Annotated in this window: 12 protein-coding genes; 1 reads left to right on the forward strand and 11 read right to left on the reverse strand. The window is 58.9% G+C overall.

From position 1 onward, the window contains the following. Nucleotides 1–169: 169 nt before the first annotated feature. The 11 genes from NJE57_RS18005 to NJE57_RS18055 all read right to left on the reverse strand — a co-directional run bounded on the left by NJE57_RS18005 (nt 170) and on the right by NJE57_RS18055 (nt 15,266). A complete protein-coding gene (locus NJE57_RS18005; protein WP_319029892.1) occupies nt 170–1,366 on the reverse strand; it encodes a glycosyltransferase family 4 protein in 1,197 nt (398 codons plus the stop codon). Beyond that, entirely contained in the window at nt 1,366–2,979 is a 1,614-nt protein-coding gene (locus NJE57_RS18010; protein ID WP_319029893.1) for a heparinase II/III family protein, read from the reverse strand. Before NJE57_RS18010 ends, NJE57_RS18005 begins: the two co-directional genes overlap by 1 nt. Nucleotides 2,980–3,330: 351 nt before the next feature. After that, nucleotides 3,331–4,599, reverse strand: a complete 1,269-nt coding sequence (gene wecC / locus NJE57_RS18015) for a UDP-N-acetyl-D-mannosamine dehydrogenase (RefSeq protein ID WP_319029894.1) — start codon at nt 4,597–4,599, stop codon at nt 3,331–3,333. After that, complete coding sequence (wecB, locus tag NJE57_RS18020) at nt 4,599–5,765, reverse strand: non-hydrolyzing UDP-N-acetylglucosamine 2-epimerase (protein ID WP_319029895.1); 1,167 nt, start codon at nt 5,763–5,765, stop codon at nt 4,599–4,601. The genes wecC and wecB overlap by 1 nt, the downstream gene beginning before the upstream one ends. 168 nt (nt 5,766–5,933) lie before the next feature. Continuing rightward, a complete protein-coding gene (locus NJE57_RS18025) occupies nt 5,934–7,283 on the reverse strand; it encodes an O-antigen ligase family protein (RefSeq protein ID WP_319029896.1) in 1,350 nt (449 codons plus the stop codon). After that, complete coding sequence (locus NJE57_RS18030; protein ID WP_319029897.1) at nt 7,280–8,641, reverse strand: oligosaccharide flippase family protein; 1,362 nt, start codon at nt 8,639–8,641, stop codon at nt 7,280–7,282. The genes NJE57_RS18025 and NJE57_RS18030 overlap by 4 nt, the downstream gene beginning before the upstream one ends. Next, nucleotides 8,634–9,641 carry a polysaccharide pyruvyl transferase family protein gene (locus tag NJE57_RS18035; protein WP_319029898.1) on the reverse strand — a complete coding sequence of 336 codons (1,008 nt, stop codon included), beginning with the start codon at nt 9,639–9,641 and terminating at the stop codon, nt 8,634–8,636. Before NJE57_RS18035 ends, NJE57_RS18030 begins: the two co-directional genes overlap by 8 nt. Continuing rightward, nucleotides 9,638–10,750 carry a glycosyltransferase family 4 protein gene (locus tag NJE57_RS18040; protein ID WP_319029899.1) on the reverse strand — a complete coding sequence of 371 codons (1,113 nt, stop codon included), beginning with the start codon at nt 10,748–10,750 and terminating at the stop codon, nt 9,638–9,640. The genes NJE57_RS18035 and NJE57_RS18040 overlap by 4 nt, the downstream gene beginning before the upstream one ends. Next, on the reverse strand, nt 10,747–11,886 hold the full coding sequence (locus NJE57_RS18045; protein WP_319029900.1) for a glycosyltransferase: 1,140 nt from the start codon (nt 11,884–11,886) through the stop codon (nt 10,747–10,749). The genes NJE57_RS18040 and NJE57_RS18045 overlap by 4 nt, the downstream gene beginning before the upstream one ends. Beyond that, on the reverse strand, nt 11,883–13,721 hold the full coding sequence (locus tag NJE57_RS18050; RefSeq protein WP_319029901.1) for a nucleoside-diphosphate sugar epimerase/dehydratase: 1,839 nt from the start codon (nt 13,719–13,721) through the stop codon (nt 11,883–11,885). The genes NJE57_RS18045 and NJE57_RS18050 overlap by 4 nt, the downstream gene beginning before the upstream one ends. Before the next feature lie 150 nt (nt 13,722–13,871). Further along, entirely contained in the window at nt 13,872–15,266 is a 1,395-nt protein-coding gene (locus tag NJE57_RS18055; RefSeq protein WP_319029902.1) for a polysaccharide biosynthesis tyrosine autokinase, read from the reverse strand. A 201-nt stretch (nt 15,267–15,467) separates the two neighbouring features. Here NJE57_RS18055 and NJE57_RS18060 point away from each other — a divergent pair, with 201 nt between their 5' ends. Beyond that, nucleotides 15,468–16,052 (forward strand): ElyC/SanA/YdcF family protein, encoded by a 585-nt coding sequence (locus tag NJE57_RS18060; protein WP_319029903.1) that lies wholly within the window; start codon nt 15,468–15,470, stop codon nt 16,050–16,052. Nucleotides 16,053–16,164: the final 112 nt, after the last annotated feature.

Here is a 16,164-nt window from a genome sequence, read left to right on the forward strand (position 1 = left end):
GTTTCGCAAGAAACTCGACCGTACCCTTTTGATCGTCCCAACTTCCGCGTCAGCGAGTTCCCCCTGTCGACAAAGTAGGCGACCTCGTTCACTGCAGATCGCCACCCTCTGTAAAGCCCAGGGCCCCACAACCGTCCACGGGTGGTGGACCGCGTTCGTCGGCGCCATGTCAGTTTCGTTGCTTCACCTCGGCAAACATGTCTGCCAGTCGCTTTGCCATTGCGGACCGCGACTGGTTGGTCCGCAGCCAGTCCTGCCCAGACTGACCGAACGCGTTACGGCCAGCTTCATCCTCCGCCGTGAAGGCCCGCAACCCCTCCGCCAGTTCCCCCGGAGTCACGGTCCATCCGCATCCCGCGCTAACGACCCAGTCGCCCACGAGCCCCGGAGAGTTCGTCAATATGGGCAAACCTGCGGCCATGTAGTCGAAAAGCTTGTTGGGGCTCACGGCCGTGCGAAACAGCTCTACGTCCGCAAGAATGTGCAATCCAAGATCGGCGGCCGACAAGATGTCTGCGATCTCCGTTTTCGGTATCGGATCGATGAAACGTACATTTTCAAGTTTCATCGCTGCGGCCTGCTCTTGGAGTGCTGGCTTCGCCACCCCACTACCCACGAGGACAATATCTAAAGGAAGATGCGCAGCCTCTTCGGCAGCAGCCAGGACTAAACCTAGTCCGTTGGCCGGGCCGTGAGCTCCGGCGTATACCGCCGTCAACCGCGTGAAGCCATATCGATCGCGCAATACCGCGCGCTCGGCCGAGGGAACGAAGTCCTCAGGGTCTGCACCATTTGGGATATAGACGATTTTGTGGGCGGGGATTCCCCGGCCCACCAGTTCAACCTCTGTGCCCGGCGCCATCACCACGACCCGGTCTGCATGTCGGTAAAGAGCTTCCTCCAGCCGCGTCAAAGCCCGATAGATCAGTTGCGTTTCACTCATCTGGCCCATGTGGAGCAGGATTTGCGGCCACAAGTCTCGGATCTCAAGGACAAAAGGAACACGACGCACCTTCGCCAGGATTAGGCCCGCCAGGCCTGCGAGTAGGTGAGGCGACGAGGCGTAGATGATGTCGATTTTGCCCTGACGAAGCCCGGCCCACAGAGCACCCCAACTGTAACTGGCCCAATTTAAAATCCTCCGGAGACCGTTCGAGGAGTAACTGACGGTCGACACAGGCAATAGTCCAGCTTCCGCAAAAACCGTCCTCCCAGTGAGGTGGTTCTTGTCTGCGGCGATGATGAGGTGGTCCCACCCCTCAAGGCGAGAGAACATCTCCACGTGCCGGGTTCCTCCGGCCTGGCCGCGAGGCGCTGCGAAGTGGTTGAGCACCAGAACACGAGATTTACGTGGTTCGCCGACCATTAACTTGCTCCTCTTACCGTGAGCTGCACGCTTTCGGTGCCAGTGTTCAAGTGCGCCTCCACGAATCCCGCATTCCAGCGGAATTCCACGTTCACGGCGCTGGGCTCTCCGATTCCCCAACGCTTCGTCTCGTCGAAGGTGCACGCGACTTCCAACCAGGTTGACCTCTCCCACGTTCCATAGGTCGGGCTGCGCCAACCGCGCCAAGGCGACTCTTCTCCCACGTGGGGGGCGATTTCACCGAGCCCAAAAAACTCATCCTGAATCGCACTATTGCCCAAGGGGAGAGTCATCGTCCATGACCCGCCAGGGTATTCGACCGCGTCCACGACCGTGACCCCAGACGAGGCCACCAGAATCACTCGAGCCACACGACCGTGCGTCTTAGCAAAAGCGTTGTGGACTGAGAGAAATGCCGTGCAATCTCCAACATGAACCGCGTAAGACCCAGTAGCAGAGACCGAACGCAGCCACCGGAACGCGCGGTGAGGCTGCAACTGATCCTCCCCCACAGGCACCCAAACCGGGTGCGCAGCAGACGTCCGGAAACCGTTTCGAATCTGCAACGGACCGTTGTAGGTTCCTGTGCCCGGGTCCTGAACGAGCCACCGGCCCTTCTCCAGAATCCAGACGGAAGAGACGTCCGCGTGTTGATGGCTCTGACCACTACCGGTCTTGAACCAGATCCGCCGGTCGTCAGAGTCGGCTCTAATGAAGTCGCCAGCACGAACCCAGTCGCGCTCTCGCCGCGGTAGTTCGTGACCGTCCCCCTTCGAGGTGACGTACCACGCCAACTCGTCATACTCATCAAATCGCTCCGCAGGAACTTCGTAGCCACTGAGTGCCAGCGCGGCCCAGGCACTGCCGGCGGTCGAGCCCGCGCTAGCCGAATCCGCGAGCACCCGTCCCTCGTCCCAGTCTCCGAACTGCGGGACCGGGCCGTCGAAAACCCCCAGCCTTACGAGATGGAGGCCCGCGCCCTCGAGCGCTCGTTCGATCTCGACAGGAGCGCCACCGAGCAACTGTCGCACCGCGAGCATCTCGAGCACGAAGCGGTGGTAGGACAGGGAGTCCTCGATCATCGAGCCATCAGAGTGCATGTGCCGCCGCAGCTGGGCCAGCATCAGTCTGTCCCCTATGCGACGCCACCGCTTCCCCTGCTCGGGAAACATCATGCCGAGGACGACTAGCCCGAGCCCGTCACCTAGAAGATGATTGTTCTTCATACTGCTAACTGTGTAGGGCAATTCTACGAAAATATGCCGCGCGCTGGCCATCAGCTGGTGGTCCAATTGTCCACGTAGCGTTTCCGCGATTCCGTCCCCTACCAAAGCGATAACCTGCGCCCACGCAATGGCGCGGAGAGCAAGTTCGAGGCTCGAATACCAATTGACGCCGCGCTCAGGGCGGCATTCAGCCACCCATCTCTCGAGCATCTCGATCAGGTGATTCATCCAGACGCCGTCTGGGTCAAGGACGGCCGCGCGGGCCAGCACGACGAGATCGCGATGCCTTCCTGCTTCCCAGACGAACTTCACGTCGGAGAGGCGTTGATCGGTTCGAATATCGATCTGCCACCACGGCGTGGTCTCTGGCCACAGCGAGTCGACCAACGGATCGAGACTCCACGGCGCCAACGAACCAGTACGCACTCGGCGCCCGAAGACTCGGACTCCCTGCTCCAAGATTAGCCGAGCATCCTCGAGACAACGCTGGCGCGCGCGAGGTCCGGACGGGATAGTCGTTCCGAATTCGAGCACCGCACTGCGTGGCACCGTCGAGGGGTCGACGTCACGGAAGATGACCCGGTGGAAGTTGCTCCGCTTCGACGCTTCGTATGCCGCACGAACCGGAGCCGATGCTCCGAGCGCTTTAACGTCACGAAGAACGCGACTAGCGTTCCCTTTGCCTATCGTTGGTATAGGACTCACTATCTTCTCCTTTGCGACGGGGGCTACGGAGAGTTAGACGCGTTCGCGCCATACACCTCTGGTGTCGAGCACGGATCTGCCGGCGAGCGCATGCGCCGGAACTTCCCGGAAGCGACGATGGTCGACGAGGAGAGCGACGACGTCAGCTTCCGTGAGCGCGGTCCCCAGAGCCGTGAGCTCTACGTTGGGGAGGTCTACCAGCTGACGCGGCAGAAAATCCACGTGAGGCTCCACTACGAGCAGACGGCGGTCGGGCTCTGCGGCAGCCAGCTTGACGACGATTTGGACCGCCGGAGACTCCCGCAGGTCATCGATGTCAGCCTTGAAGGCTAGGCCAAGCAGAGCAATCGGTTTGTCGGTTCCAGCTGCCATTGAGCGGATTTTATCGACCACTGCTCCAGGCCGGCTGTCGTTTGTCTCGCGCGCGCGGCGGATCAGGCGGGCCTGCTCCGGAGCTGCCGCGACGATGAACCACGGGTCAACGGCGATGCAATGCCCACCTACGCCGGGCCCGGGTTTGAGAACGTTGACGCGAGGATGGTGATTTGCCAACGATATGATCTCCCAAACATCGAGGGCGAGGTGCTCGCAAATCTGGGCCAACTCGTTGGCAAAGGCAATGTTGACGTCCCGAAAGCTGTTCTCGACCAGTTTCGCCATCTCGGCGCTCGCCGCGTCTGTCAAGACGATCTCACCCTTGCAGAAGACACGGTAAACCTCAGCTGCGCGCTCCGCGCACGACGGGGTCAGCCCGCCGACGACGCGGTCATTCTCTACGAGCTCGATCAGAATCCGGCCCGGGAGGACGCGCTCGGGGCAGTGTGCGACATGAACATCAGGGTTTGCCGGGTGTTCGTGGGGGAATTTCAAGTCAGGACGGGCTTCCGCCAGCCATTGACTGATCTTGACGGTTGTACCGGGTGGCGAGGTCGACTCAAGGATGACCACCTCTCCTCCGCGAAGTTTCGGCGCGATCGACGTAGTTGCGGCTTCAACGTATGCCAGGTTCGGCTCGTGGTCGCCCTTGAAGGGCGTCGGGACGGCAATCATGAACACATCTGCCTGAGGCACTTCGGTTGATGCGGAAAGCATGCCACGGACCACCGCGCCGGCCACCGCGACGTCGAGGTCCGGCTCGACGATCGGCGCCAAACCTGCGTTCACCGCGGCCACCGTGTCAGGGTTAACGTCCATCCCCTTAACTCGCACTCCATGCATGGCGAGTGCGGCACTCGTCGGGAGGCCGATGTAGCCGAGCCCGATGACGGCGATCTCGCCGGTCCACTGGGGGGCATTAGTCATTAGCGTCTTTCCTCTCGTAGTGTGGCGAAATCGGCGATTCTGTTGCCCGTTCCGAAACAGTTGGAAATTGCGGCGAGTGACCGCTCCGCGGCTCGGCCGTCACCGTACGGGTTCACAGCTCTTGCCATTTCGTCGTAGGCGTCCGAGTCCTCGATCAGTCGCAGAAGCCAATCTCGGAGCATGACGCGCTCAGTACCTACCAAGCGCACTGTGCCTGCGTCGACAGCTTCGGGTCGTTCGGTATTGGCGCGCATCACCAGTACCGGCTTACCGAGGCTCGGCGCCTCTTCTTGCACGCCTCCGGAGTCGGTGAGAACCAGCTGAGCCGCCTTCATGGCGTGACAGAACTGGTGGTAATCGAGGGGCTCGCACAGGACCACCTGCGGCAGGTCTCCCAGTACCCCCCCGACCACCTCGCGAACAATCGGATTCCGGTGCATGGGCACGAGCCACGTCAACTCCGGGTGCCGAAGGGCAACGTCGCGGACTGCATTCATGGCCTCGCGCATCGGATCACCCCACGATTCGCGCCGGTGAGCCGTCACGAGGACGAACGGGTGGGTTCCCTCGACTACGTCACCCACACGCTGCTCCGCAAAGTCGACAGGAACTCCGATGGTTTCGAATAGCGCGTCGATGACCGTATTGCCAGTTACCGCGATCATCGCGGCGTCGACCCCTTCGGACAACAAATTAGCTTTCGACGTCGCGGTGGGCGCCAGGTGCAGCTGAGCAATGCGACTTAGAAGCTGTCGATTGCCTTCCTCCGGGAACGGCGAAGCCAGGTCGCCGGTCCTCAGACCCGCCTCAACATGAATGACGGGCACCTGCTCATAGAACGCAGCCAGACCCGCCAAAAAGGCGGTCGAAGTGTCACCTTGGACGAGCACAGCGTCCGGCCGCTCCTCAGCAATCACTGAACCCACCGAGGATAGTGTGCGGCTGGCCAAACTATTCAGCGTCGCCCCGGGCTCCATTAGGTCGAGATCATGGTCAGGGACGATCCGAAACAACGAGTTGACTTGGTCGAGCATCTCACGGTGCTGACCGGTCACGGTAACCACAACCGAGTAGTCCGGATGCGCTTCGAGTGCCTTGATGACCGGCGCAACTTTGATGGCTTCGGGGCGAGTCCCATAGACGACCATAAGCTTGATCATTAGCATTTCACTCCATTCTGTTTGGGCGAGAGACCGACCACGATTGAGCTTCCGAGACACGCAGAGCCCGCGCAGGCGTTCCCGCACACGACATCACGCCCCGGTCAGTAAGATCCCCCAGGCTTAAGCGCGATATGCCGTAGCCTGCGACCTTCGGAGCGGTCATCCTTCTGTTCAATTTGGACGCCGCCTGCGCTCTGCCGGCATTCGTCTGTTTACATCAGCGCCTAGCCCTTCCTCGCTGGCCGCTCTGTGCGGCGAGATTTGATAGTCGCCGTGGGTGTTCAAACGAGTCGTGCCGGAAAACGATCTTCTCTTGAGAGTTTGTGGAGCAGAACTTTCCGCTTGCTTCGGCAACACGAAGGCGCATGCAAGAATCACGAGAGTGATGCGGTTACCGTTAATATCGCTCGACGTCTGCGCGACCGCTAGCCAGTAGATCGCTAGAGCGAATGTAACCGCTCCTACAGCGCTGCCTGAAGCCAGCCAGAGTCTCCATAGCGCAAGTACAACGAAGACAACGAGGGCAACGCCGGCAATCCATCCGCCCTCCAGGAACACTTCGAGGAACAGATTGTGCGGGTGTGTTGAACCGCTATTGTCACCCATGAGCAGCGAAAAACCGCCCCAGCCAATACCAAGCGGGTGGTTCTCGATGTTCTGCGTCGCAGCACCGATCAGGGAGTTCCGCGCTACGTCAATCCGCTCCCCTGAAAGAAAACCCAAAGTTCTCTGCGCGCCCTTTATATTCATTGAAGCGGCCCAGAAAGCAACGAGACCGAGGCCCAATGCACCGACGAAAAGACTAGACCATCGAGAATCCCTAAAGAGGCGTGCCGAAAGAAGCACTACGACAATCGTCAAAACGGCGCCGAGCAAGGGGCCACGACTCCCGATGGAAACTAATAGTGCGCCGAGCAAGAGGCTCATCACTGCCAAAATCGGGCGCAGGCGGTGCTGGCGAACGCATGCCAACAGAACTACCGACACAAAAGCAGCTCCGATGACGCGCGCCGTGGCAATCGTCGAGGAACCTTCGATGCCTAAGCGGCCAAAGGTCTCGGTGTATCCCAAATTAGGATCGATAAGACTGAACGCCGCGACCACCAAGCCGGCTACGATCGTTCCCTTTATCCATCGACGCAAGTCCGTCTCTGTCTGTAACACTACCGATGCAGCCAAGACCGAGATAAGCGTGATGCTGAACAAATATGCGGTCTTGTAGGGATTATAGCCCGAGCTTAGCGCGTAAACGGCACCGGGAAGAAAGAGAGCCCAAAGCGCAAGAACTGGAGCCCAGCGGTGAAGTCCTCCTTGCTGGTGACCCAACTGTCGGTATAACACGTAGATCGCAAGGATGAGGACCAGCGGAGCCGTCGGATCGAATCCGAGCCATCGAAGCAAAAGTGTTGCCTTGAAGTACCCGATATAGGAGACCGCTAGCAACAGAGCGATAGGAATCCACCCGACCGAGCGAGGACTGTCGCCACGGCTTCGCGCTGCTGTTCGGGGACCCGCCTTCATCGGAGAGCCCTTCTACGCGATACCAACAGGGCCCTAGTCACGATCACAGCGCCAAGTGTGGCAGCCAGTGACAGGATCTGCCAGCTGTGACCCGTGCTCCACGTTAACGCGGCAATAGAACAAGTCATAAGAGAGAGTAGAGGCCACATGATGGCGCGACCGATCTCTACCGGGCCTGCTTCAGGGAAACACAGGGCGATTCGAATCACGGCAATAATCAGCTTCCAAATCGCGATGGCGCCGGCCAGTGCAAGAACGGAATCAGTCAACGCCACAAGGGCCGTCGCAGCGGTCCCTACTGTGTCAATCAAGTTCACTGAAGCGCTACGCCACCAACGGTCATCCGCAACCTGCCTAGACTCCGCTACTGGCGCTACGAACCGCGACGGCAGAGATCCGAGGAGCAAGACTATCACAACTGGAGCTTCGACCCATGAGTCGGGAAACAGGGGCTGGCCGACGTAGACCAACAGAGCCAGGCAAACCACAGTGAAAGCAACGGCACCGGTCACCTTCCTGAGCAATGACATCGCGACCGACCTTTCGTCGGCCTCCAACTGACCGAACTCGGCAAGCGACGACTTCATCAACGGGCCCGTGAGGAGAGCGCTGATGCCGGCTGTGGCCTGGTATGCGAAGTAGTACAACCCGAGCACGTACGGCGAGCTGACCACCGCAACCACCGCGTAGTCGATCTGGGTGGGGAAAGCCTGACTCAAAGAATGCGCAGCCCACTTAAATCGGGCCTTTCGCAGCGGCGTCTCGTCAGAAGCCTCGCGCGGCATATTCCGTCGAAGAAAAACTTCCAATGGAATCGCCATCGTTATCGAATATGCTATAAGAGCAAGCGCAAGAGCCACCGGGGATTGCCACGTCGCAGCTACTAGGATACCTATGAGCAATTTAAGACTAGCTGCTGCCATTTGCGAAAGCACAATCAAGCGAACGCGACCGTGGCGAACGGCAATGGCATACAAAGCCAACGTTCTTCCCATTAAAGGGACCTGAACTGCTAGCAGAGCGACTATCCAACCTAGAATAATTCGGTCTTGTATCAGATACACCGAGGCGACAAGTAGCGCCAAAAATGAGAGGAGAAGGTTCAGCTTCAAGGTCGATTTGAGAAGCAGGCGTTCACTCCACCCTTGATTGGATAAATAGCCAGTTACATCTCCAAGATTAACCAAGGCGAACAGTATAAACAGAGAGGCATTCGCAGTAGCGAAGAGCCCAAAGTCTGACGGCGTCAACCAGGCAGCGAGAAGAAACTGACTGGCCGTGCCCAAACCTTGAGCGACGAAAGTGCCAATAGTAAGGTACGCAGTGGTGCGGATAATTCGGCTCTGAGTGCTACTCATCGCGCCGGAGGAATGTCAGGTTCTCTGCGGCTTGCAGGGACTGCTCGAAAACGCCCGCCAGTTTGTGATACCCAGAATCGACCAAGATGACCCGCTTTCCCAGTATGGTCCCCGGGATAGCGACATGCAGTCGATTGGTGACGATATACTGGGCCGTCGAAATCTTCTCCACGAACCGTTCAAAACTGCAGAGCGTAGGGTCACTGATGTCGACATCGCGTGCCGTCTCCCCGATGTTTTCCAACGTCTTCGCGAGATCCGGTGGCAAGCTCGAAATCATTTCTTGGTTAGCTGCTAGCTGACGATGCCGGGTGAGTTGGCGTCGAACGGCAATTTTTGCGTATTGCGGCATTGCATTGAAGGCGCTTACCGCAGTGTTGCGAATTCGTCCTGCGGAGGGCAAGTCCGTCTCGGTTCTCATATCCGTCGCCTCGACCCCAAGACGCGAAACGAGTAGCCCGCAATTGCCTTCGGATCCACTAACGGATTTGAACCGTGGGATAATATGCCGATGTCCCGACACAACGACGTCGTGGTCGAGCGCAAGGGTGACGTTCCTTGCCTGCAACGAGTCGTCCCACTGCTCACTCAAGTGATCAAACGAGTGCTTCTCGCGCAGAATCCATAGCGTCGGAGCAGTGCGCCCCGAGAAGATCTCCGCGGGGTCCTTGGTCCGGAAAAGTGCTGACGAAGGAAATAGGATGAGTGGCTTATCCGGAAGAGTAGCAATACGACGAGCAAGCAGACTGGGAGCTTCGTAAGTGTCGACCAAGGCGCCATTCGGCGGCAGGACGAGATAGTCCGGCTCTTTAGACTCGAGGGATGCTAGCGTCATGCCGAATTCATTAACCAGCTTCTCGAAAGCCAAGTCTAATAACCGATCGCCGTTATTGCCCAGCCGCTTTCCCCTTTCCGACCGAAGCTCAATTACGTAGCCACTTCCTTGAGCCCATGGCTGAATCAGCCCAAGAAGACCGTCGGTAGTTGGAAAGGGACTCATGAGAGGATCTCCTTGAGTGTTTTGAGATAAGCTTTCGAAACGGACGTCGACGAGAAATGAGCTGCGGCGTACAGTTTGGCGCTTCGCGACATTGCTGTCCATCGATCTTCCGACGACAGAATTTCGCCAATTGAGTCAGCCAGCGCACCCACGTTCGGCGCGACAATCGCACCGCCCTTAGCTTCCCGCACAACCTCTCCCATGGCCCCGACGTCAGTCACGACGGATGGCAAGCCCATTGCCATCGCTTCGACGAGTGCGCCGGGCAGACCCTCTTGTGACGATGGCAGAACGAACACGGTCGAACCCGCCATCGATGACACAACATCCTCCTGATATCCCAGGTTAGTGACCCAGGGGTTCAACCCGAAGGCGCCAACCGCTTGGTCGAAGCTCCGCTTCGTTTCTTCGTCGGCGAACGGCCCTACGAAGAGACCAACGGCGTCGTGGCCTCGATTTCGTAGCTCCGCCAGCGCGTCGAGAACCAAGCCCGGACGTTTTCGCGCAGACAGTGAACCCACGAACACGAGTCGTTGATTGCCCCACGACGGCGAGGAGTTAAAGAACGCCGAGTCCGCGATATTTCCTATGCTGTGAATTCGCGAGGGCTTCATGCCCCAATAACTTAACTCTTCACCGACGCTGGCGGCGAGCGAAAACCCACCAGCAGACCTCGAAACAATGAATCTACGGAGAATTCTGACCAGGAACATTCGGGATGACCGCGAGTCTACTGCGAGGTCTCCCCCTCCTGCCAACGGCAGGATAACGAACGGGCGTCGAAGTATCGCGCAGGGCAACGCGGCTAGAAGATTGAAGAGATACGCTCCGTGGACATGGACGGCATCATACTTCGAGGAGTTGCGGAGAGTCCACCACGTAGCTCCGAACGCCCATCTAACTTGCGACCAGAGATTAGTATTCTCGAGCCTAGCGGGTACCTCGACGTTAGCTGCCCAGTCTCTCTTCACGCCAGCCGAGGGACTTCCACAAACGATGGTCATGGAGCAATTCGAAACCATGCTCCCAAATAGGCGATCCATGAGTACGTTGGGCCCACTGTAACCCGAGGGTCGGGCATAGGGATTGACGATTGCAACTCTGATCATACTGAGAGGCCTCGTGTGTCATCCAGGATCTTGGAGATACGTCTCGCCTGGCCTTGCGGTGTCCAATAGCCATCCAGTGAACGACGACACCGCTCTGCGGTGCCCTCGGGGTCGTCCGTGACCTTCTTCTGCCAGGAGGCGATCGTTCGCGCCAGGCTGTCAACATCTCCGTAGGCGTATAAACCACCGTTCGTGCCGTCCTCGATCGCTTCGAACTCCGGAGCCTGATTGTAGGCGTCTCCATGAGTGACGACTGGACGACCAAAACTCAATGATTGCAGAACAGTTAAACCCGCGACAGTAGGTATGACACACACTTTCAATCGTTTGTAGGCTAATTCTAGTTCGAGATCAGAATATGCAGCTCCGGGCAAGTAGAGTGGCACCTCGAGATCCTCGGAAAGCGAGGTAAGGCGCTCCCTGAAAGGGCCCTCGCCTACCAACAGCACCACGGTGTCAGACCCATTGGATCGGAGCTTAGCAGCGGCGGCGATAATCATTTCGAGCCGTTTAACATCGTTGAGCCGAATTACAGCGCCGATTACGTCGGCACCGGCAGGAGGAAGACTGTCGGAGAACGCCTCAATCTGCGCCTGCGGAGGGGTTGTCGACCGAAGCGAAGACAAGCTGCTATTCCCAACGATGTGCATCCGCTTCGCGGGATACCCCATTGATCTGCCAATTTCGGCACCCGTCTCGCCATACAGCATCAAGGTGTGCGCCAACCGATAGAACAGAAGGCGAACTCGCCGCTTAAGACCACGCTCGGGAGCGTGCCATCCGATCGTCCAAAAGACCACGTCGAGTCCTCGCAACCGAGCGAGAATGGCAAGCCACCATGTCGATAGGTAGGACGCGTCACCAAAGAAGATCACGACGTCTGGTCGACGCTTTCGAAACACCTTGATGAGACCCCGCTGCCAAAGCGCCGGTCCGATCCTGACGTTGCGCAGACGGTCCACTGTCTTGAGCAGCGCGAAGTCGATTGTCGCGATCCCCTTGGCTCCCGAGTCGACATCGGCAGCGAATATCATGTCGTACCCTGTCAGATCCTCCAACTCGCGGAAGACGCCGAAACGGTAGTGAGGGAGGTGGGGGTAGACGACCAACACTTGCTGTCGGCGAGAGTCGCTCACGTTGAACGCTCCCTCGAGTTTTCCGCTTGCCAGCCGGTGACGCTGGGCCCGCCGCCGTCATTGTGCCCAGAAGCCCGCAGGCTCGTACTAGGATCCGCACCGCCAGAGTATGTATTCGCCGTTAGCCAATCGCCAGCGTTGTCGCAAGCCCCCAATGCCTCGACTTCATTCCTATCGATGTTGATCGCAGGTACCCCTACCACAAAGAGGGAGTCGTGTCGCTGGCTCCGGATTGGCGTCTCGGTGTCATCAAATAGTTTTTCGGCCATCTTCTCACTGGCACGCAGCCCTGTGTAGACGATGTCGATTACCTTGCCCGACTGTTCGATTAGTGTCCGTGCGACGTCCGCAATCTTTATTGGATCGCCCATATCTAGTACCAACGTCTCTCCGGATTCGCCCACAACCGCAGCCTGCAGCACCAGCTGGCAAGCTTCCGGTATTGTCATAAAGAATCGGTTCACCTCTGGGTCGGTTACTGTAACTGGACCTCCACGGAGGATCTGTTTCTCAAAGACGGTAAGGACCGAGCCCCTTGAGCCAAGAACGTTACCAAATCGAACCGAAACGAATTTGGTGGAACCCTTTATCGCGGATTTCGACGCCGTCAGTCTCTCCGCAATTCGTTTACTAGTTCCGAGCGCAGAGCAGGGATTAGCGGCTTTGTCGGTGGAGATGTTCACAAAGGTCTCGACGCCGCTTACCTGTGCCGCATCGAGCACATTCAAGGTACCGAGCACGTTAGTTTTCACAGCTTCGAGTGGATATTGCTCCAGCAAGGGCATGTGCTTCAAAGCCGCCGCATGGAAGACAATCTGCGGCCTTCGCTGTTCGAATATTTGTTCAATCGTCTCGCGGTCGCGGATAGATGCGAGGATAGTGTCATCTCCGTCGAGCATGGCTTGGTCGTTAATTGACAATTGAACCGCGTGAAGGCCGGACTCATCTCTGTCAAGCATCATCAACTCTGCAGGTCGAAACCTGCTCAATTGACGGCACAGTTCGGAGCCAATAGAGCCGCCAGCACCGGTCACCAGGATGCGCTTGCCTCGGAGGTACTCGGCGATCTGAGTTTGATTGAGTTGGGCGGGTTTACGCCCCAAGAGGTCGTTCACATTGATTTCACGTAGCTCATTAACCGCTACTCTGCCCCGCATCATCGAGTCGAGCGGAGGCAGTACCAGGACTCGCAAACCAGCAGCTTCAGCGCGGTCACGAATGTCGATGAGCTCGTCGCTTGGCAAACTCGGTACTGCGATTAGAAGCGTGGAGGCGCCTGTCCTCGAAGCCAAGTCCTCAAGTCTCTCGCGTCCACCGTGCACGCGTACGCCCTCTATTACCATGTGGCGTTTCTTGGCATCGTCATCGAGGACGCCGACCGGGTTGAACTGGGAGCCTTCGGATCGACGAAGCTGCCGGACTAGTTGGAGACCTCCATCACCAGCTCCGAAGACGAGTGCGCGCTCTGCGTCCTTCGCGGTCCCCGCACCGAACAGCCGTTTTCGTCTCACAAACGACCTGAGGACCAAGGCAGTGAGTGTGGTAAATGCCCCCGCGATGATTGGCGTCGAGCGCGGAACCTCTTGGTGCTGCCCGGCAAGGATATGCCCAAGGAATACCGCTACGCTTGCAACCGCAAAGACCAGCGTCAGGACGCTGGTTTCGAGAACGCTGCCCGGTACGAAACGCCCTCGGTACAGGCCGACGAACCAACCGGCTGCCCAGGTCACCACGACGAGTGCTGTTAGCACCGCGTAGAACCGACCCGTCCCGAGAGACACAGCGAGGTGGTCGACGGAAAAGTCGTAGCGCATCCACAGCGCGATGATCAACATTGCTGTCCATAGAACCGCGTCGACGAGGATCCATTGTGACGTGCCGAGGCGAATAGACGGACGTACCCGCGTCCTGCGATCAGCGAGTTGTTTGTTACTAGTCATATCGGCGTCTCTTTCGTGCAACCAGAGTTTTGCGCGAAGGGAACATCAGGACTGTCCCGCTGCTGAGGAGTTCCTAGATGAATAGTAATACGAATCGTAATAGCCGCTCGATCCCTTCTTCGCGGGCTTGTTGGCCACCATCACCAACCCTAAGAGAGTCGCGTCAGCCTTCTCCAGGTTGTCGACGGCTTGGGCGACTTGTTCGCCCGTCGTGCGGTGCGCGCGCACCACGAGAAGTGCACCATCGGTAATCCGCGCGAGCAGCGCACCGTCAGTAACGGGGAGCAGCGGCGGAGAGTCAATTATCACGTAGTCGTATGTCCGGCGCAGTTCCCCGAAGAGCTGCCGCGCCATTTCCGAGGCTAGGAGTTCGGAAGGATTGGGCGGCAACGGACCGCAAGCCAGCAGGTCCACACCATCGTGCCGTGTCTCCTGCACCACGTCAGCGAATTCTGCCTGTCCGGCGAGGATGTTGGTCAGGCCGACCTTGTCTGGCATGGACATGTAGCTGACTACTAGAGGCCGGCGAAGATCCGCCTCTATCAGCAGGACCCGGTTACCCGACTCTGCTAGCGCGAGAGAGAGGTTGATGGCGGTCTCAGATTTTCCCTCCGTTGCGACGGAGGAGGTCAACACAATGACGCGCGGGGGGCTATCCACGTTGAGAAACTGGAGGTTGGTGCGCAGTCGCCTGAAAGACTCCGCCGCCGGAGAGTGCCCTTCGCGAAACGGCACTAGGTGCTCAGCACCCTTTTCCTTGTCCTCGTCCTTGCGAAACGGGATCGACCCCACCACGGGCTTGCCAGTGATCTCCTCTAGCTGTTCCTTGGATTTGACCCGCCGATCCAAGGTGTTGATAAGCAAGACTAGGCCGACGCCTGCGAGCAGGCCCATTACGAGCCCCATCGCCACATTGCGTTCGGTCTTCGGCGCCACGGGTGAGGTCGGGAGCGCGGGAGGATTGACCACGGTGAGTTTGGCCAAAGGGGGGCCGCCGCCATCCGGTGTTTCGAGACGAGTGATGGCCTCGGGCAGAACCTCGCCGAAACCCTGTGCCAACTGCAGAGCACTCTGGGGGTCCGAGTTGGTCACCGCGACCTTGAGCAGAACTGTGTCGGCGTCCGCAGTTGCCGTGGTTTCATCAGCCACCTGCCCTGCCGTGAAGTCCACTCTGGCGGCGTTCACTACCTGTTGTGTGATATCCGTGCTCTTCACCAGTTCGGCGTACGACCGCACCCGTTGCTGCGCACCCAGCGACCCCTGGTACGCCGCGGAGGCACTGTCACCAGCAGCCACCGTCACATAGAACTGGACACGTGCCTGGTAGGTGGGGGTGGTAAGCAGGCTCAGCCCGAGAGCAAGCAGCCCCCCGATGAGCGTCGCGGCCACGATGACGATCCAGCGGGCACGGAGTACAGACAGCAGGTCCCGCAGATCCACTCCAGGGTCCTTTCCTCAAAGCTCGACGGCAAACAACCCGGCTCGCCTCGCGCGAATCCGGTCAAATGACGACGGTACTTTGCTGAGACCTCCCTCAGCTCCACTCGTTCACAGAATGAGCATGGATTCACCAAAGTCGCGCAGCACTGGAGCATCACACAGCTGAGCCTTGACTCAGGTCGACTCCGTAGCATCTACACCGTGAAGCGCCGACCCAACCGCCGCAGTGGGGCGCTTGTTGTCACGACACTGTTTGTGCTGGTGGCGGCAATGGTGGGGCTGACGGCCGGCAGTGCGGTTCTCCATCCCCGGGTCGATTCACCCGACCGAGTGGACGCGATCGTGGTGGTGGCGGGCGCATTGGACGATCGCTACGTCTATGCCCGGCACCTTGCAGAGGACGGAGTCGCGGACCGCATTCTGGTCTCCCAACCGCCCAGCGGGAGCGGTACCTACGAGGCCTATCTCAACTCGTTCTGTGCCTCTACGCCTGTCACGGCCCGAGACGGCCGTCGGATCGAAATCCACTGCTTCGCACCCGATCTCGACACCACCGAGGGTGAGACGACCGCCGCCACGCGGATCGCCCGCGAACGGGGGTGGGGGTCGCTCCTGGTGGTGACCTACTGGGGACACGTATCGCGGGTCCGGATCTACTTTGAGCAGTGTTTTGACGGCACGGTCTACGTGACTGACACTCCCCGACCGCTATCGAAGTCGAGGAAGGACGCCCTGTTACACGAAACCGGCGGGTACCTCAAGGCGTTCCTCACGCCGGCCTGCTGAACCTGGCAAAGGTGTGGGAGTTTCCTGATAAAAGGCGAATCGCCAGCGGCCGCGGAGGGGGTCCGGCGGCCACCGGCGATTCTGTCGCACGACGCGGAGCCGCGACCGGGGG

Source organism: Dietzia sp. PP-33 (assembly GCF_033790845.1).
GTDB lineage: Bacteria > Actinomycetota > Actinomycetes > Mycobacteriales > Mycobacteriaceae > Dietzia.